Annotated in this window: 16 protein-coding genes; 13 read left to right on the plus strand and 3 right to left on the minus strand. The window is 26.9% G+C overall.

Features of this window, described 5'->3' with window-relative positions:
* From QOZ93_RS11715 to QOZ93_RS11725, 3 genes are all read left to right on the plus strand, one after another.
* The gene (locus QOZ93_RS11715; protein ID WP_307356674.1) at positions 1-1,926 is read left to right on the plus strand and encodes a bifunctional 4-hydroxy-3-methylbut-2-enyl diphosphate reductase/30S ribosomal protein S1; all 1,926 of its coding nucleotides are present in this window, start codon (positions 1-3) and stop codon (positions 1,924-1,926) included.
* 91 nt (positions 1,927-2,017) lie between these two features.
* A complete protein-coding gene (locus QOZ93_RS11720) occupies positions 2,018-3,085 on the plus strand; it encodes a CotS family spore coat protein (RefSeq protein ID WP_307356677.1) in 1,068 nt (355 codons plus the stop codon).
* Positions 3,086-3,092: 7 nt separating this feature from the next.
* The gene (locus tag QOZ93_RS11725; RefSeq protein WP_111942300.1) at positions 3,093-4,001 is read left to right on the plus strand and encodes a GNAT family N-acetyltransferase; all 909 of its coding nucleotides are present in this window, start codon (positions 3,093-3,095) and stop codon (positions 3,999-4,001) included.
* Between the two features lie 37 nt (positions 4,002-4,038).
* Here QOZ93_RS11725 and QOZ93_RS11730 read toward each other — a convergent pair whose 3' ends face one another.
* Together QOZ93_RS11730 and QOZ93_RS11735 are read right to left on the minus strand one after the other, a co-directional pair.
* Positions 4,039-4,197 (minus strand): hypothetical protein, encoded by a 159-nt coding sequence (locus tag QOZ93_RS11730; RefSeq protein WP_162630379.1) that lies wholly within the window; start codon positions 4,195-4,197, stop codon positions 4,039-4,041.
* A 61-nt stretch (positions 4,198-4,258) separates the two neighbouring features.
* Complete coding sequence (locus QOZ93_RS11735) at positions 4,259-5,440, minus strand: aminotransferase-like domain-containing protein (RefSeq protein WP_307356678.1); 1,182 nt, start codon at positions 5,438-5,440, stop codon at positions 4,259-4,261.
* A gap of 268 nt (positions 5,441-5,708) precedes the next feature.
* Between QOZ93_RS11735 and miaB the strand changes: the two genes are divergently transcribed.
* The 7 genes from miaB to QOZ93_RS11770 all read left to right on the plus strand — a co-directional run bounded on the left by miaB (position 5,709) and on the right by QOZ93_RS11770 (position 15,760).
* Positions 5,709-7,034, plus strand: a complete 1,326-nt coding sequence (miaB, locus tag QOZ93_RS11740) for a tRNA (N6-isopentenyl adenosine(37)-C2)-methylthiotransferase MiaB (protein ID WP_307356679.1) — start codon at positions 5,709-5,711, stop codon at positions 7,032-7,034.
* Positions 7,035-7,082: 48 nt separating this feature from the next.
* Positions 7,083-9,824, plus strand: coding sequence for a DNA mismatch repair protein MutS (mutS, locus tag QOZ93_RS11745; protein WP_307356681.1), 2,742 nt, complete (start codon positions 7,083-7,085; stop codon positions 9,822-9,824).
* Between the two features lie 26 nt (positions 9,825-9,850).
* The gene (gene mutL, locus QOZ93_RS11750) at positions 9,851-11,815 is read left to right on the plus strand and encodes a DNA mismatch repair endonuclease MutL (RefSeq protein ID WP_307356682.1); all 1,965 of its coding nucleotides are present in this window, start codon (positions 9,851-9,853) and stop codon (positions 11,813-11,815) included.
* A gap of 29 nt (positions 11,816-11,844) precedes the next feature.
* A complete protein-coding gene (gene miaA / locus QOZ93_RS11755; RefSeq protein ID WP_307356683.1) occupies positions 11,845-12,786 on the plus strand; it encodes a tRNA (adenosine(37)-N6)-dimethylallyltransferase MiaA in 942 nt (313 codons plus the stop codon).
* A gap of 75 nt (positions 12,787-12,861) precedes the next feature.
* Positions 12,862-13,092, plus strand: coding sequence for an RNA chaperone Hfq (gene hfq, locus QOZ93_RS11760; RefSeq protein ID WP_111942314.1), 231 nt, complete (start codon positions 12,862-12,864; stop codon positions 13,090-13,092).
* Positions 13,093-13,187: 95 nt separating this feature from the next.
* Positions 13,188-14,471, plus strand: coding sequence for a methionine gamma-lyase family protein (locus QOZ93_RS11765; protein ID WP_307356684.1), 1,284 nt, complete (start codon positions 13,188-13,190; stop codon positions 14,469-14,471).
* 254 nt (positions 14,472-14,725) lie between these two features.
* Entirely contained in the window at positions 14,726-15,760 is a 1,035-nt protein-coding gene (locus QOZ93_RS11770) for a type II TA system antitoxin MqsA family protein (protein WP_307356686.1), read from the plus strand.
* A 75-nt stretch (positions 15,761-15,835) separates the two neighbouring features.
* Here QOZ93_RS11770 and lexA read toward each other — a convergent pair whose 3' ends face one another.
* Positions 15,836-16,444: a transcriptional repressor LexA gene (lexA, locus tag QOZ93_RS11775; RefSeq protein ID WP_111942318.1), complete on the minus strand. Its 609-nt coding sequence runs from the start codon at positions 16,442-16,444 to the stop codon at positions 15,836-15,838.
* Between the two features lie 457 nt (positions 16,445-16,901).
* Between lexA and QOZ93_RS11780 the strand changes: the two genes are divergently transcribed.
* The 3 genes from QOZ93_RS11780 to QOZ93_RS11790 all read left to right on the plus strand — a co-directional run.
* Positions 16,902-17,414, plus strand: a complete 513-nt coding sequence (locus QOZ93_RS11780; RefSeq protein WP_307356688.1) for a hypothetical protein — start codon at positions 16,902-16,904, stop codon at positions 17,412-17,414.
* A 48-nt stretch (positions 17,415-17,462) separates the two neighbouring features.
* Complete coding sequence (locus tag QOZ93_RS11785; protein ID WP_307356689.1) at positions 17,463-18,989, plus strand: hypothetical protein; 1,527 nt, start codon at positions 17,463-17,465, stop codon at positions 18,987-18,989.
* Between the two features lie 614 nt (positions 18,990-19,603).
* Positions 19,604-20,024: transposase (locus QOZ93_RS11790; protein ID WP_307356691.1), on the plus strand; the 421-nt coding region annotated here is incomplete at its 3' end.

Consider the following 20,024-nt stretch of genomic DNA (forward strand, 5'->3'; position numbering starts at 1 on the left):
ATGAGGGAAATAAAACTTGCTGATAAGGCAGGATTTTGTTTTGGCGTAAAAAGGGCTGTAGATACTGCTATTACATCCAAAGAACAAAGTGTTAATAAAAATATCTATACTTTTGGACCATTAATTCATAATAATGATGTAGTTGAAAATTTAAAAGAAAACAATATATATTCCATTGAATTAGAAGAAATAGAAAATTTAACAGAAGGAGATACCATAATTATAAGATCTCATGGTATAAAACCTTCAATAATGAATACATTAAAAAATAGGAACTTAAATGTTATAGATGCTACTTGTCCATATGTAGCGACAATACATAGAAAAGTAGCTAAATATTACGCCGAGGGCTATAAAATAGTAATCGTTGGGGATAAACAACATCCAGAGGTTATAGGTATAAATGGATGGTGTAATGATGAAGCTATTATTTCAAAAGATGGTACCGAGTTAAAAGGTATAAAGGGAAAGGTATGTATAGTATCTCAAACCACAGAAAAACAATCTAACTGGAAGAAGGTTTTAAATGTTTTAGTAGATAATTGCAAGGAATTTGTTGCTATGAATACTATATGTAGTGCTACTGAAACAAGACAAAAATCAGCTGAAGAACTATCAAAAGAGGTAGATCTTATGATTGTAATTGGTGGAAAAAATAGCTCTAATACAGCTAAATTATATGAGATTTGTAAGAAAAATTGTAAAAATACCTATCATATTGAAAATTCTTCTGAAATACCAGATGAATTAATAAAAAATAAAGACTTGAAAAAAATAGGTGTTACAGCAGGAGCATCAACACCTAATTGGATAATAGAGGAGGCAATGAAGAAAATGTCTAATATAGATAACAATGAAGTAAATATGAATGAACAATTAGAATTTATGGAACAAAATGAAACTGAAATTTATATAGGCAAAATTGTTAAAGGGGAAATTGTTTCTTTAAATGAAAAAGAAGCGTTTATAGATTTAAATTATAAAAGTGATGCAGTTTTACCTTTAGACGAAGTAACAACTGAAAACAATGTGACAATGAATGATTTATTTAAGGTAGGGGACATTGTAGAAGGAAAAGTTATAAAAGTTAAAAATTCTGATGGAAATGTAGTACTATCTAGGATTGAAGTAGAAAGAGCTGAAGCATATAAGATCCTAAAAGAATCTTTTGAAGATAAAAAGATTCTTACAGTTAAAGTTAAACAAGAAGTAAAAGGCGGATTTATTTGTAACTTCAAAGGTATAAAAGTATTTTTACCAGGTTCCTTAGTTAAATTTGATAATTCAGAAGATGTAAGTAATATTCTTAATACAGAAATTGAAGTTAGAGTAATTGAATTCAATAAACAAAAAAACAATACTAAAATAGTAGTTTCAAGACGTGCTATTTTAGCAGAAGAAAAAATAAAAAATGAAGAAATTGCTTGGAATAACATAAAAAAAGGTGAAGTTGTAGAAGGCATAGTAAGAAGAATAAATGATTTTGGTGCTTTTGTTGATGTACAAGGTGTAGATGGATTACTACATATTTCAGAAATTTCTTGGGGTAAAGTTGAATCAATAAAAGATGAATTAAAAATCGGTGAAAAAATAAAAGTATGTGTATTAGAGGCAGATAAGGAAAATAAGAAATTATCTTTAAGTATTAAGAAATTATCAGAAAATCCATGGAATAATATAGAGGAAAAATATCCTGTTGGAAGTATAGTTCTTGGTAAAGTGGTAAGATTCTCACAGTTCGGAGCTTTCGTAGAATTAGAACCAGGAGTAGATGCATTACTTCATATATCTCAAATAAGTCATGATAGAGTAGAAAACTTAAATGATGTATTAAAAATTAATCAAAGCATAAAAGCTAGAATAATAGAAGTTCAAGGTGAAAAAAGAAGAATTTCACTTAGTACTAAAGATTTAATGGATATGTAAAACGCGAGTATATCGCGTTTTATCTTTTTATAAGGAATAAATTTAAAAATAACTAATATAATTTAATAGCACTATTATTGGAGGAATTCATTTGGATACTGAAAATAGGCTATTAATGGAAATTATAAATAAAAAAGAACTTGAACAGTTAGAAAGCGTATGTAAAAAATTTGATATTACTATAAAAAGAGTTTATAAAGTTAGAAGTGCCTATAAGGTTATAGATTATTCTAATAAAAGTTATTGTGTAAAGAGAAGTAAAAATGGTAGAAGAAAAGTATTAAATTCTTATAGGTTAACAGAAGATTTATATTTTGAAGGTTTTTTAAACACGCCTAGATATCTTAAAACAACTAAGGGTAATGTATATGTTAAACATAAGAATGACATATTTTCAGTTACAGAGTGGGTAAATGGTAGAGAGTGTGATTTTAAAAATTTTAATGAGGCTATTGAAAGTGTAAAACTTTTAGCTAAGTTTCATGTAGCCACTTCTAGAATGGATCATAGGAATTATAAGATTACCAATAACTTAAAAAATTGGCCTAGATTATATAAAGAATCCATAAAAGACTTAGAAGTTTTTAAACATAAAATAAATAAAAAAATTTTAAAGACAGAGTTTGATTATAGATATTATAATGAAATAGATAAATTTGTTGGTATAGCTTTAACTTCTCTTAATCTTTTAAACATTACCCCATATTATAAAATCAGTAAAGATGCAGAAAATAATAAGACCATATGTCATGATAGTTTTTATTACCAAAATATTTTAAAAACCTTTGATGATTATTATTTAATAGATTTAAATAGTGTTATTATAGATTTAAGAGTAAATGACCTAGGTAAATTTATACGAAGATTAATGTATAAAACGGAATACGCTTGGGATTTTAAAAAGGCACAGAAGTTAATAGAGGAATATAGTGTATATAATCCATTAAGTAAAGAGGAACTTCAAATAATGCTATCTCTTATTTATTTTCCTTATAAGTTTTGGAAAATTGGAAAGAAAAGATATATTAAACATAAAAATTGGACTGAAGAAAAGTATAATAGAAGATTGGATAAAATATTATTATATAAAGAAAGTAAAATATGTTTTTTTAAAGAGTATATAAATTATTTAGAACAAATTAATGACACAATGAGGTAATATAGAGATGTTAACTTGGGAAAATTTAAATGAGGATAATGAAAAAGAATTAGAGAATTATAATATCTATAGTAAAAATTTTAATGTTTTAAATAGGGATTTTCTTACAGAATATTATTATAGTAATTTTTTAAAAAAGTTTTTTTTAAGAAAAAAGTGTAAGATTTTAAGAATGTCCAATTCTTTAGTAGGTTTTTTATGGGGTGATTCATTAAAAAGTGATAGATGTTTTATAAATGAATTTTATATGTTGCCTAATTTAGAGTTAGATAAAATGGATTTAAATGTTTTTGAAGAGATTTTTCCATCTGAATGTAGAATTGCTTATATATGTGAAGATAACCCTCTAAATCAAAGTGTATTAACACAGTTAAAGTTTAAAAGAAAAAATAGTATTATTGAAATGAAGTTAGATATTAAGGATTATAGGTTTATGGATGATGCACAAGTCAATGAATATTTATCTTTTGAAACAATACAAGAGGGATTACATGAGAAAATAAGATGTTCAGTTCAAAATAATATTTTTCAAAGTAATAGTAGAGTTCCTTTAACTCATGCAGATATAATAGAAGATGAAAAGCAAAGTTATTATATTAAGGGTGGAGGAATCTTTTTAAAGTATAAGGGTGAATATATAGGATATACTCAAGTGATTAGAGAAAGTGGATTTTTAACAATTGTGAATTTCGGAATCATACCGCAGCATAGAAGAAAGGGATATGGAAAAATTCTAATAGATAGGATAATTAAACTCTGTAATAAGTCATATCCAAAGGAAACTATAATTAAAATAAAGGTATATGATAACAATGATGCTGCTATAAATTTATATAAATCTATGGGCTTTATAGAGAATAAAAAAATAAGTACTTGGATTTTAACAAAGAGTAAACTTTTAATGGATAAAATATAGTAAAAAACCCTGTTCAAAATTGCACAGGGTTTTTCTTTTAAAAAAGATGTTCATAAGGAACATGAGAAGATTTGCAATTAAAAAGATCATTTCTTTTAGCTTGAGATACAAAATAAGACTTTTCGCAAATACAACTATATTTTAAGTTGTTTTCATTAGTTTTATCCTTATATTCTAGATCTTTAGCATCATACATGAAATATCACCTCTTTTATGAAATAGTTTTTCCATAAAAGAAGATAAAATTCTAGTATTTATTAAAATCTTTTTAACACTTCTCCTAGTTTTTTCATTCCTTCTTCAGCTTTTGCTTCATCCATACAAGAATAATTTAATCTAAGATGTCTAAAATCTCCACCTAAAGCATAGAAAGGATCACCAGGTACAAAGGCTATTCCGTTTTCTAAGGCAACTTTAAAAATTTCTCTAGAGTTTAAATGCTCAGGTAATTCTAGCCAAATAAATAATCCACCTATAGGAGTTGTGTATTTAATATTACTTGGAAAATATTTCTTTATACATTCTATCATATTTTCTTTTCTACTTTTGTAAACATTCCTTAGTTTTTCTATATGTGAATCTATATCATAATTATTTAAATATTCATATGTAATAAGCTGATTAAATGTACTTACTTGTAAATCCGCACCTTGTTTGCAAAGTAGGAATTTATTTAATATAGCTTCATCTGCACATATCCATCCAATTCTAAGTCCTGGGCAGAAGATTTTTGAGAAAGTACCTAAATAAATAACGTATCCTGCCTTATCAAAACTTTTTATACTTGGTAGACATTTTCCTTCATATATAAGTTCACCATAAGGACTATCTTCTAAAATAATAACCTTATATTTTTCACTTAAAATGCAAAGTTGTTTTCTTTTTTCAAGAGACATTGTAATTCCACTAGGGTTTTGGAAATCTGGAATAGTGTAAATAAATTTGATATCCTTATTATTTTTTAAAACTTCTTCTAATTGAACAACATTCATTCCATCTTCTTCAGTATCAACCTCTACAAATTCAGGTTCATAAGCTTTAAATGCAGTAACAGCACCTAAATACGTAGGTCTTTCTACTACGATTTTATCACCCTTATTTATAAATATTTTTGCAGTAAAATCTAGCCCTTGTTGAGATCCACTAGTTATTAGTATATTATCTCCACTACAATCTACATTTACTTTAGACATTCTTTCTTTAGCAATAACTTGTCTAAGAGGTGTGTAACCTTCTGATGCTCCGTATTGTAGTGAAACACTTGAATATTTATCTAAAACTAAATTAGTAATTTTTTTCAATTCTTCTGTTGGGAAAAACTCTGGGGCAGGAAAACCACCAGAAAAAGAAATTATATTTGGGTTTTCAGCTAGTTTCAAAAGCTCTCTTATTTCAGAAGCTTTCATAGATTCTGTTCTTGTTGCAAAATTTAACTCCATTAAGTAAAGTCCTCCTCTTAAATGATTTGTATTATGTTATTATAACTTATTTATATTATTTGATTCAACTTACATAAAAAATAAAAAGTAATAAATGTAATATATATAGCTATATACTAAAATTTTAAAAGTTATTAATCAGATTTTTCGAAAAATTACTGTGTATTATTCATAAATAAAAGAATATAGTATAAAATACTTTAAAAAAAGTGGCTTTTTATATATAATTAAGTATTAGTATAAATATTTTATTAAAAGGAGAGCAATAATGGAGAAAATTCTTAAATATTATATAGAAACTTGGGGCTGTCAGATGAATGAAGAGGATTCAGAAAAAATTTCTGGTATGCTTAAATTAAAAAAATATGAAATAGTTAAAGATAGAGAAGAAGCAGATTTAATTGTATTTAATACTTGTTGTGTAAGAGAAAATGCAGAGCAAAAAGTATTTGGTCATTTAGGAATACTAAAAAAGCTTAAAGAGAAAAAGCCATCACTTGTAATTGCAGTTTGTGGATGTATGGTTCAACAAAAAGGAATGGCTCAAGAAATTGCAAAGAAATTTCCTTTTGTAGATATACTTATAGGTACTCATAATTCATATAAATTCTCTGAATACCTAAATAGGGTATTAGGTGGAGAAAGACCTATTATAGATGTTTGGGATAAAGAGGGAGACATAGTTGAAGATGTACCAGTAGATAGATTAAGCAGCATAAAAGCTTTTGTAACTATAATGTATGGTTGCAATAATTTCTGTACATATTGTATTGTTCCACATGTTAGAGGAAGAGAAAGAAGCAGAACTCCAGAAGATATTGAAAAGGAAGTTAAGTGCTTAGTTGAAAGTGGATATAAAGAGGTAACTCTTTTAGGTCAAAATGTTAATTCATATGGTAAAGGTTTAGAGCCTAATATAACTTTTGCAGATCTTTTAAGAAGATTAAATAATATAGAAGGTTTAGAAAGAATTAGATTTATGACTTCTCATCCTAAGGATTTATCAGATGATGTTATAGATGTTATAGCTGAATGTGATAAAGTATGTGACCATATCCATCTTCCAGTTCAATCAGGTTCTAGTAACATTCTAAAGAAAATGAATAGACATTACACAAAGGAACAATATTTAGAATTAGTTAAAAAGATAAAAGAAAGAATTCCAAGTGCATCATTAACTACAGATATTATAGTTGGATTCCCTGGTGAAACTGAAGATGACTTTAATGACACATTAGAATTAATTAAAGAAGTTAGATATGATTCTGCATTTACTTTCCTATATTCAAAGAGAAAAGGAACTCCTGCATATGAGTATGAAGAGCAAATTACTGAAAAAGTTAAGCATGAAAGATTTGATAGATTAGTTGCAGAAGTTAATGAAATATGTGAAGAGCTTAATAAAGAGTATTTAGGAAGAGAAGTAAAAGTTCTTGTGGAAGGTGTAAGTAAAACAGATGATTCTAAACTTATGGGAAGAACTTCAACTTCTAAACTTGTAAACTTTACTGGAAGCAAAGATAGCATTGGTAAAGTAGTAAATGTAAAAATTACAGAAGCTAGATCTTTCTCACTTTTAGGAGAAGAGATTTAATAGTAAATCTAGTAATTAACAGTTAAAAAGTACAAAGGAGGGTTTAATTTGGCTTTAACTCCCATGATGAAACAATATAAAGAGATTAAAGATAAATGTAAAGATTGTATCCTTTTCTTTAGATTAGGTGACTTTTATGAAATGTTTTTTGAAGATGCTATTAAAGCTTCAAAGGAACTAGAGCTTGTTTTAACTGGTAGAGATTGTGGTCTTGAAGAGAGAGCCCCTATGTGTGGTATCCCATATCATGCTGCAAATAACTATATAAGCAGGCTTATATCAAGAGGACATAAGGTAGCTATTTGTGAGCAAGTAGAAGATCCAGCTAAAGCTAAAGGAATAGTCAAAAGAGATATTATAAAGATTATAACTCCTGGTACTTATACTGATCCTTCATTTTTAGAGGAAGGAAAAAATAACTTTTTAATGAGTCTGTATAAAGATACAGACTCATTAAATATTAGTATAAGTGCAACGGACATATCCACTGGTGAATTTTATTGTACCTTTGGTGAACTAGGAGTGTCTCAAGTTTTAGATGAAATATCTAAATTCAAACCATCAGAAATATTATTACCAGATTATATAGATGAAGAGCTTGTAAAAAATATAAAAGAAAGATATTCTTCAACTATTACATTATTTGATAAGGAATATTTGGAAGATGCTTTAAGTACTGATATAAATCAAAATATAGAAAACTACCAAGGAGAGTTAAACTATACTTTAACGACTTCTATAAAATGTTTATTAAAATATATAAACTATACTCAAAAAACTTTACTTTCTAATATAAACTCTATTCAGTTTTATGAGATTGTAGATTTTCTATTAATAGATAATAATTCAAGAAGAAACTTAGAATTAACTGAAAATATGAAGGAAGGTCATAAAAAAGGCACTCTTTTATGGGTTTTAGATAAAACTGCTACGGCTATGGGTGCTAGAAGACTTAGAAAGTGGATTGAACAGCCATTAATAAGTAAAGATCTTATTTTAAAAAGACAAGAGGGAATTGAAGCATTAATTAATGATATGTTCTCTCATGAGGATTTAAAAGAAGCTCTTACAGGAATATATGATATAGAAAGATTAGTAGGTAAAATAAGCTCTAAAAGCGTAAATCCTAAGGAACTTATTTCGCTTAAAAACTCTATAGGTAAACTTCCTAATATAAAAGAATTACTTAAAAACTTTAATTCTAAGGTTTTAAATACTTTAGGTAATAATTTAGACACTTTAGATGATGTATATTCATTAATAGATAAGTCTATAAATGAAGATGCCCCTATGGTTTTAAAAGATGGTAATATTATTAAAGATGGATATAATGAGAATGTTGATAAATTAAAATATGCAAGATCACATGGTAAAGAATGGATTGCAAACTTAGAAGCAGAAGAAAAAATTAAAACCGGAATAAAATCTCTTAAGGTAGGATATAACAAGGTCTTTGGGTATTATATAGAGGTTACAAGAACTAATTTAAACTTAGTTCCAGAAGATAGATATATAAGAAAACAAACTTTAAGTAACGGAGAAAGATATATAACTCCAGAACTTAAGGAAATGGAAGCACAGGTATTAGGTGCAGAAGAAAAATTAACAGCTATTGAGTATGATTTATTTATAGAAATAAGAGATGCTATTGAAGAAAACATAAGCAGAATGAAAGAAACAGCTTTAATTATATCTGAATTAGATTGCCTAAGTTCACTTGCAATAGTAGCAAAGGAAAACTCTTATATTAAACCAGAAATTAATGAAGATGGAGCTATTGATATAAAAGAGGGAAGACACCCTGTAGTTGAAAGAACTATAAAGGAAACTTCTTTTGTGGAGAACGATACTTTCTTAAATGAGGATGATAATAGAGTACTTTTAATTACAGGTCCTAATATGGCAGGTAAATCTACTTATATGAGACAGGTTGCTTTAATTACTTTAATGGCCCAAGTAGGTAGTTTTGTTCCAGCTAAAAGTGCTAATATTTCAGTTTGTGATAGAATATTTACTAGAATTGGTGCATCTGATGATTTAGCCTCTGGTAAAAGTACCTTCATGGTGGAAATGTGGGAAGTATCTAATATACTAAAAAATGCTACTCATAGAAGTTTAGTTATTTTAGATGAGGTAGGAAGAGGAACTAGTACCCATGATGGTTTAAGCATTGCTTGGGCTGTAATAGAATATATAAGTTCTAATAGAGCATTAAAGTGTAAAACTTTATTTGCAACTCACTATCATGAATTGATACAATTAGAAGGTAAAATACCTGGGGTTAAGAATTATTCTATAGCAGTTAAAAAGGTTAATAATGAAGTAGTATTTTTAAGAAAGATAATTAAAGGTGGCACAGATGAATCTTATGGTATAGAAGTTGCTAAACTTGCAGGTATACCACTAGAGGTTATTAATAGAGCTAATGATATATTAGATAGTTTAAAAGGAGAACAACCTACTATAGTAATAGAAGAGGTAACTTCTTTTGAAAAAGAACAATCAGCTGTAGAGCCTGAAAAAATAGAAGAGATAAAAGTAGAAGAAAAAATAGCACATGAAATAGAAAAAGTAGAAATTGTAGCTGAAGCCAAAGAAGAATATGTGGAAGTGAAAAAAGAAACTAAACAAAGTTATGATGTAATTGAACAAATAAGTTTAGATACTTTAGAAGACGAGAACTTTATAAAAGAAATTTCTTCAATTGATATTTTAAATTTAAATCCAATGGAAGGATTTAATAAGCTTTATGAACTTGTAAAAAAGGCTAAAAATATAAGTGAAAGATAGGTGACAAAGGCTTTTAAAAGCTAATTATGAAAAGAATAAATTTACTATCTGAGGACACTTCAAATAAAATAGCTGCAGGGGAAGTTGTAGAACGTCCTTCCTCTGTAGTTAAAGAAATAGTAGAAAATTGTATAGATGCTGAAGCAAAAAATATAACTATTAGTATAGAAGATGGTGGACAAAAATCCATTTTAGTAAAGGATGATGGAATAGGCATACATAAAGAAGATATAAAACTTGCCTTTATGCCTCATGCTACTAGTAAAATAAGTGCTATAGATGATATTTATAACATAACCACTTTAGGATTTAGGGGAGAAGCTCTACCCAGTATAGCATCTATTTCTAAAGTTAATTTAAAAAGTCGTACAGAAGACAATATTGAAGGAACAGAAATTATATTAGAAGGTGGAAATGTAGTTTCATTTAAGGAAACCGGGTGTTCTAAAGGAACTACCATAGAAGTTAAAGATTTATTTTATAATGTTCCAGCAAGACAGAAGTTTTTAAAATCAACACAAAGAGAAGGGGCTATAATATCAGATTTAATGATGAGAATGGCTCTATCCCATGATAATATAAATTTTAAGTATATAAATAATGGAAGACAGGTTTTTAATACTTCTGGTAATGGAGATTTATTAGAATGTATTAGAACTTTATATGGAAAAGAAGTATTTAAAAATGTTACTATGTTTGAAGGACATAGTGATGTAGCAACAGTGTATGGATATATAGGAAATCAGGAGATAAGTAGAGGAAGTAGAAATAGGCAAAGTATCTTTATAAATAAAAGGCTTATAAAAAGTAAGCTTATAACTACAGCAGTTGAAAATGCTTTTAAATCATTTTTAACCATTAATAAGTATCCTTTCTTTGTGCTATTTTTAGAGATTTATCCTGAATTAATTGATGTAAATGTGCATCCTTCCAAGGCAGAAATTAAGTTTAAAGATGATAGATTTATTTTTAAATTTATATTTGATTCAGTACATCATGCCTTAAGAGAAAGTTTAAAGGATAGTTTCCAAATTACCTTTGATAATGAGGAAGATAAAAATAACTCTCCTTTTATAGATAAAAATAATGATGAAAAACCAAAAGAAGACCTTAATGAGAATAAAAAATTCTTAGTTCAAAGCTTTGATTTAGAAACTATGTCTAATGTAGCTAAGGAAGAGGAATTATTAAATAAAATTTTGGAACAGAAGAAAAATGAAAATTTAGATCATGTTCCAAATAGGAATGAAGTAAAAGTTACTAATGATTTAGCTTATAAAGAGCAATTTGAAGAAAATAATAAAAACATAGATTTTTCCATAGAGAATAAATTTAAAGAGCCTAAAGCTATGGAATCACAGGATAATTATAAAGTTGAAAATATGATGCCTATAAAACTAAAGGAAGCCAAATTTCCAGAACTAAGAATTATAGGACAGTTTGATAATACGTATATACTGGCAGAAGCTTTTTCCACTTTATATTTAATAGATCAGCATGCAGCACATGAAAAGATTTTATTTGAAAAGTATATGAAAGAAATTAGTGAAAAGGACGTAGTTAGTCAAATTCTAGCTATCCCTGTAATAAAGGAATTAACTCCTAAGGATTTTTGTGCCTATGAGGAAAATAAAGAAATTTTCAAAGATGCAGGTTTCAATATAGAATATTTTGGAGAAAATACTATAAATATAAGGGAAATACCTCTTTTATTAGGAGAATTAGATCCGAATAATTTATTTGTAGATATGATAGAGGATTTAAAAAACATGGGGGAAGGCAATACTACTAAAGTAAGATATAATAAAATAGCAACTTTGGCATGTAAGGCTGCGGTTAAAGCTAAAAATAATCTTACATTAGAGGAAATGAGATATCTTTTAGATGAACTTAGATTTATAGATGAACCATTTACTTGTCCTCATGGTAGACCAACTATTTTAAAATATACTTTAAAAGAAATAGAGAAAAAATTTAAGAGAATTCAATAGAAAAGATAAGAAACAGTAGAGGGGTTATTATGAAAAAAGATTTATTTATTCTTTCAGGACCAACAGCAGTAGGAAAAACTGATATTTCAATTAAACTAGCTAAGCTATTAAATGGAGAGATAATATCAGCAGATTCCATGCAAATATATAAACATATGGATATAGGTTCTGCTAAAATAACTGAAAAAGAAATGCAAGGCGTAAAACATCATTTAATTGACTTTGTGGAGCCTACAGATGAATTTTCTGTGTCAGAATTTTCTACTTTAGCCAAAGAACTTATTGAGGATATTACAAGTAGAGGAAAGACTCCTATGATTGTTGGAGGTACTGGACTTTATATAGATTCTTTAATTTTTAATTATAATTTTGCTGAAAGTAATAGAGATGAAGAATATAGAGAGTATTTAAAGAGTCTTGCAGAAGAAAAAGGAAAAGAATATGTACATTCGCTTTTAAAGGATAGAGATCCAGAGTCTTATGAACGTCTTAGTATTAAAGATTTAAAAAGGGTTATAAGAGCCTTAGAAGTTTTTAAAACTACAGGAAAAACCATAAGAGAAGTTAATGAAGAAATTGATATTTATGATGTACCTTATAATGTTCATTATTATGTTTTAACTATGGATAGAGAAAAATTGTATAATAGAATAAATAAAAGAGTAGATATAATGATGGAAAAGGGCCTTATAAAAGAAGTAGAATCTTTAATTCAAATGGGTCTTACAGATGATATGCAATCCATGAAAGGTATAGGATATAAGGAACTAATAAAGTATCTAAATGGAGAAATTACTTTAGAAGATGCTATATATCTAATTAAAAAAGGAAGTCGTAATTATGCTAAAAGACAATTAACTTGGTTTAGAAAAGATAAAAGAGTTAATTGGATAGATAAAGACAAGTTTGTATGTGAAGAAGAAATAATTAAATACATACAAGAGGACTTTCTTAAAAATAAAAATAATTAAAAAAATAGAGGATTTTAGTTAATTCTATAGAATATTTAATTTAGGGTATAAATGTACAAAGATGGAGGTTATAGAATGAATAAAGTAAACAATAACTTACAAGATATTTTTTTAAACAATGCAAGAAAAAGTAAGATACCAGTTAATGTTCGTCTTTTTAACGGGCACCAATTAAAAGGTCTTGTTACGGGATTTGATAGTTTTTCAGTTATATTAGATTATAATGGGGAACAGATTTTAATTTATAAACATTCAATATCTACTATTACTCCACAAAAACCTATATTATATAATAATGTAAAATAGTAAATTCTAAAGAATAGGATAAATCCTATTCTTTATTATTGATAAAAATAAATATAAATACTAAGTAAAATTTTATGGATAAGAAGGAGTTTTTTATGTTACAGAATACAGTAAAAACATTAAATCAATTTTATGGAATTGATAAAGAAGTTATTGATGTATATGATAAGGCTATAGAAGATACAAAAGATATTTTTAAGTCTTTAGATGAAATTAGAGAATTTAATCAATTAAAAGTGTTAAAGGCTTTCCAAGAAGAGAGAATAAGCGAAATGCACTTTACTAATTCCACAGGTTATGGATATGGGGATATTGGAAGAGATACTTTAGATGTAGTATTCGCAAAGATATTTAACTGTGAAAGTGCATTAGTAAGACCTCATTTTGTTAATGGAACTCATGCTATAGGAGCAGCTTTATTTGGAAACTTAAGACCTGGAAATACAATGTTATCAGTATGTGGTCTTCCATATGATACACTTCATGGAATAATCGGTATAACAGGTTCTAATATGGGTTCTTTAAAGGAATACGGAGTTAATTATAAATTAGTAGAACTTAAAGACAATAAAGTTGATATAGACAAAATGATTGAAGTTTTAAAAGAAGATGAAACAATCAAATTAGTACATATTCAACGTTCTACAGGTTATGGATGGAGACATTCTCTTCAAGTAGATGAAATAGGTGAAATCATAAAGAATGTTAAGTCTGTAAGAAAAGATATAATTTGTTTCGTAGATAACTGCTATGGAGAATTCATTCAAACTATAGAACCAACAGAAGTTGGAGCAGATTTAGTTGCAGGTTCTTTAATTAAGAACATAGGTGGTGGTATAGCACCAACTGGTGGATACATAGCTGGTACTAAGGAATGTGTAGAACAAGCATCTTATAGATTAACTATTCCAGGAATAGGTGGAGAATGTGGATCAACTTTCGGTGTTATGAGAAGTTTATTCCAAGGATTATTCTTAGCACCTCATGTTGCTATGGAAGCTGTTAAAGGTGCTATTTTATGTGCTAGAATTATGGAACTATTAGGCTTTGAAGTATTACCTAAATACAATGAAAGAAGAAGTGATATAATTCAAGCTATTAAATTTAATGATAAAGAAAAATTAGTTCAATTCTGTAAAGGAATTCAACAAGGTTCACCAATTGATTCTTTTGTGGAATGTGAACCATGGGAAATGCCAGGATATGAAGATCAAGTAATTATGGCAGCTGGAGCATTTATTCAAGGATCATCTATAGAACTTTCTGCTGATGCACCTATAAGAGCTCCTTATATAGGATACCTACAAGGTGGCTTAACTTTTGATCATGCTAAACTAGGTATACTTATAGCTATTCAAAGAATCTTAAAAATAAAATAGTTAATTTCACACTAAAAAGGATTTAGTAAATTACTAAGTCCTTTTTTATTTTTATTAAGTTTTATAATAACCTTGTTAATGAGTTTGAAAAATATTTTCGCTTAACATCAGTATAACTTTAATTAAAATATAAACAATCAATTGATAATTAAAATTGAGTTATTAATCAAAATATAGTATAATTTAATAGAAGGGAGTCATAATACAGACCTTTTAAGTAATTACTGGATTAAAATATAAAGAAGGTGATTAATATGATTCTAAAAGAAAATGAAATTTATTATGATTGTCCTTTTTGTGATGAGGAACATGTAATACAAATAAAAACAGAAAAATCAAAAGTAATAATTAAAGATAAACAGATTGAATATGAAAAAACAATTTATTATTGTCCAATTGAAGATGAATCCTTTGTTTCAAGCAAGTTAATGGATGAAAATTTATTAAAGGCTAGGGATCAATATAAGAGAAGTGAGGGATTATTAACATCAGAAGAAATTAAGAAAATCAGAGAACTTTATGAGTTAACACAAAAAGAATTTTCTAATTTATTGGGGTGGGGAGATGTAACTGTCCAAAGATATGAAAAAAAGTTAATTCAAGATTCTACCTATGATGATATGTTAAGATTGACTTTAGTTGATCCAGCATATTGTTTATCAATGTTGGAAAAGCATAAAGACAAATTTTCTAATGATCGATTTATACAAATTAAAAATAAAATTAAACAAGTAATAAAATCAAAAGGAAATTTATATTTAAAAACAAAGGAAATAAAGAATTGTTATATTGATTTTGATGAACAATCAGATTTAAATGGATATAAAATGCTAGATCTTAAAAAAGTTAATTCAGTAATGGGGTATTTTGCAAATTATATAAAGCCATTATATAAGGTTAAATTAATGAAATTGTTATGGTATACAGATGCACTTTTTTATAAAAAACATGGAAGAGCTATGACAGGACTTGTTTATCAGCATTTACCATTAGGAGCTGTACCAATTGCGTATAATGAAATATTAACATTACCTTCAATAAAAGTAGTAGAAGAATTTTTTGAAGATTATGTAGCATATAAAATTTGTTCTAAAGAACAAATTGCTATTTCAGATTTTACTTTAGAAGAATTGTCTGTACTAGAAAAAGTAACTTTATTTTTTAAAGACTTTAAGACAAAGGAAATAGTAGAATATATGCATGATGAGGTAGCATATGTTAAGACAAATGCAGATGATATAATCCCTTATTCTTTATCAAAACAAATTAAGGAATTTAAAGAAAACTAAATATTATTAGACAAAAAAGATCTATCTCAATATAGAAAATTTCTATTTGAGATAGATCTTTTAAAAATTCTAAATTTAATATTTTCTATAAAGGCCGACTAATTTACCAACTATAGAACATGAATCTACTATAATTGGTTCCATGTTAGGATTTTCAGGTTGCAATCTATAATGATCACTTTCTTTAAAAAATCTCTTTAAAGTAGCTTCATTATCTATTAAGGCTACTATAATATCACCATTTTGGGCAGTGCTAGATTTTTCTATAATAGCAAAGTCACCATCAAGTATACCAGCATTAATCATGCTTTCACCTGAAACTTTAAGCATAAACAGCTCGTTATTACTTTTTACAAAGTTAATAGGTATAGTAAAGGTTTCTTCAAGATTTTCTACTGCAAGAATTGGCTCTCCAGCAGTGATTTTTCCTACTACAGGAATATCTATCATTTCCTTTTTTATCAAGGAATCCTTTAATAATTCTATAGCTCTAGGTTTAGTAGGGTCTCTTCTTATGTAACCTTTTTTTTCTAACCTAGAAAGATGTCCATGAACTGTAGATGTAGAACTTAAGCCTACAGCTGCACAAATTTCCCTAACAGAAGGTGGATAACCTTTTTCCTGTATTTGAGCCTTTATATATTCATAAATTTGCATTTGCTTGTCACCTTGTTTAGTAGTCATGAAATTTCACCTCACTATTATGGTAAATTATATCACAGTGTATTTAAAAAATCAAACTGATGTTTGCAATGTATAAAATTTATTCAAAAATATGATATTTCAATATATAAAATATATTTTGTAAATTTATTGGGTTAATTGTTTAATTATGATAAAATAGAAGTGAATTATTTCATGTGTTATATGTAGGTAAGTTAGGTAAAAAATAGTTAAATAATATTTTTAAAATAGATAAAGGCCTAGGAGATTAATGATTTAATTAAAAGTATTTTTTTCTTTTATTAATTTTATAGCTAATTATTATTATAGGATAACGTCAATAGTGTATATCTTGTGATTAGTATATCTTCTATGTTTTGTGGTGAAAAATCTTTTTCATAAAAATTAAAAGTTTTTCCATCCTAACAGATTTAGGTATTTTCTAAGCGGCTACTGTTATATAAATAGGGGGATTTATATGTTTAAAAATAGAAAATTATATTCTAGTTTATTATTTTTAACATTAATGTGTGGAGGTTTAGTAGGTTGTGGTCATAAACCAAAAATAAGTAAACCAGCAATAAAAACAGAAGTAACTAAAAAGGAGGTAAAAAATGAAACTGCAGAAGAAAAAGTAAAGAGAATAGCAAAAGAATATATAAACTTATATGTAAATGTAGATTATAAAACTTATTCTAAAGAAGATTATAATAAAAAAATTGAAATTTGTAGTGAACAAATAAAAAGAGAGGCGCAAATAAAACACGAGAATTATGATTATTATAAAAAATATTATACAAAAGATAAAACTCAAGAAAAACTAAAAGAAATAAAAAATATAAAAGTTGAAAAAATAACTGATAAAGTTTATTCTTTCGAAAGTATAATTATAGTTGAAAATTATAAAAAGGTTAAACTTGAAGCAATGTTTGATGTACAAGTAGATATTTCAACTAATAAAATAACTTATTTTAATATTAGGTTAAAATAGTTTTATATGTAAATTTAAAATTTAGTATGATAAAACAAGGGAGAACTTATGAAAAGAAAAATTTTAAGTATAATAATTAGTTGTAGTTTAGTTTTAAATTTGGCTACTACCAGTGTATTTGCACAAAATAAACATAACTTATTTGAGAATAAGTTAAAACATAAAATAGATAGTACTGGAGAGTATATATCAAGTAAGGTAATGGATGAAAATTATATAGCTTCCAATATTGAAGTAAAAGATGAAAAAGATATTAACAATTACAATTGGAATTTTAAAACTAAAGAAGATAAATTTATAGTACCTAAAAACAATACATATTGTGATAAAACTCAAAGTAATGTAGATGAACTTTATAAAATTGCTTATAAGGCTACTATGAATTGTCTAAAAAATAAAGATCAAAAATCCATAGAAAATGCAAGAAAAGCTGTAAGTAAACTTCCATCAAGTTTAAATTGGGCAATTGGAGAGTTTTCTAAGCAAATAGATACTACTCAACAAGTGATTTTTGTAAAAATATTAAACTCTTTAAAAGAAAGTAATAAGTATTATAGACAAGAAGATATTAATGAATGTAGAGTCATGATTAATGATGTTATAGAAGATGAATATAGATTAACATGGTCTAGTGAATTAGATAAAGCACAACAGAAAAAAATTAATATGCTTGTTAGTGATGTAGAGCATTGTGAATTTATAAGTTATTCAGAATTAGATTTAAAACAGGTTTACAAAGATTTTGAAGATATTTTTAAAGTTAAATATAATAAGGGTATTATAAATTGGGTTAAAAATTATAATAATGAAATTGTTAAAGATGTTTATGGATTGCAAATCTTGAATACTAAATATAGAAATGAAATATCAAAATACTTAAATAAAAATGATATTGAGAATCTTAATGGTTGTGAAAGTGAAGATAGAGTTATTGGGTATTTAAAAAATATAAAAGCTGATAAAGATAAATCCTACAATGCTGGTAGGTATTGGGCAACAAAAACTTTCTCAGTTCCTGCTTTAGGCATAAATCCAGATATAGTACCTAAAAATACACTTAATAGCACAAAACATATAAATAATACTACTAAAAAGCCTACAAATACTGTTAAGAAACCTTCAAATAGTAGTAAACCCAAAACTACTACTGATGAGGAATATGTTCTTGATGTAATTTTAATAGGTTCTCCATGTATACCATATAGATTAACACGTTCACAATATAACACTTTACAAGATCAATGTGGCACATTTTCTAATGTTGCATTCGTAAATTATGTTAATGGACATTATAATTTAACTCATAATTCACAACTAGATAATGGAGCGAGAATGGCTTACAATGGTAATCTGTCTAGTGATTATAGATATATACCAGAAGGTGCATCAAAAGTTCGAGGTATAGAATTTCAAGTTCCATATCATCCGAATATGAATATTAATAAATTTATAGCAGAAAATATACCAAGAAGAATTAATAAAGTTTTACCAGGTAAACAATATGGTGTTTACTGTAATTTAAAATTTCAAGATGGAATATTTAAAGTAACGGGATTTCTGTTAATAGTAGATTAATAAAAAAATACACAATTATATAATATGTTAGAGTTTATATTCATCAAAACAAATGCATCCGTATAATATATTTTTTCTAGTATACGGATGCATTTTAAGTTTCTTTAAATAGATAAAGTAAACTTGCTTATTGATTCTAATTTTCCATTAGGAGATATTAATAGTAAAAGATAAATTGATGCCTAATAGAAAAGCATTAACATTTAATTATTATTGCATTAAAGCCCTTAAAGAATTTAAAAACTTGGAATTAAAAATTTTTATCACAGATAAATCAAAATAATTTGCTAGGTATTTAGCTTTAGAAAAGTCTTTAGCTGTGTTTTTGGATGATCTTTATAGTTAGTGGCAATAAGGAACTAATGAAAATACCGATGGATTAATTAGAAAAAGTTCATAAAATTTTTAATTTTTAAACAATTACACGAGAAGAAGTTGATATTATAGAAAATTTATTAAATAAGAGACCTAGGAAATGTCTGGAATGTAAACACTATTATAAGTTTTTAATCAAGAAAAAGGGGCTGTCGCACTAAAAAATAGTGCGACAGCTTTTTGCGTAAAAAATAAATCTCCCACTCGAAAGAGTGAAAGATTTATAGTAAAATTAATATATGCCAAAACATATTAATTTACATAAAAATTATACTTCAAATCGTGGAAATTATCAATTAAAACTTCCACTAAATATTGAATACATGATTCCAAATAATGATTCGGTGCGTTTGCTAAGTCAATTTGTAGAGGAGATGGATTTAACAGATTTATATTCGACTTATTCCCGATTAAGGGAAAATCAGGCTACGCCTCGTCAGATGCTGAAGATTGTATTTTATTCTTATATGAACCGTAGGTATTCTTCTAGAGAAATGGAAAACTCTTGCAAAAGGGATGTTAATTTTATGTATCTCCTAGAAGGATCGCCGGTACCAGATCATTCTACATTTGCAAGATTTCGTAGTCTTCACCTTGCTCCCTGTTCGGAAATAATTATGGCTGAAATGACAAATTTTTTTTATGAGATTGGAGAAATAT

Origin of the sequence: Hathewaya limosa (assembly GCF_030815255.1) — a bacterium.
Taxonomy (GTDB): Bacteria; Bacillota; Clostridia; order Clostridiales; family Clostridiaceae; genus Hathewaya; species Hathewaya limosa.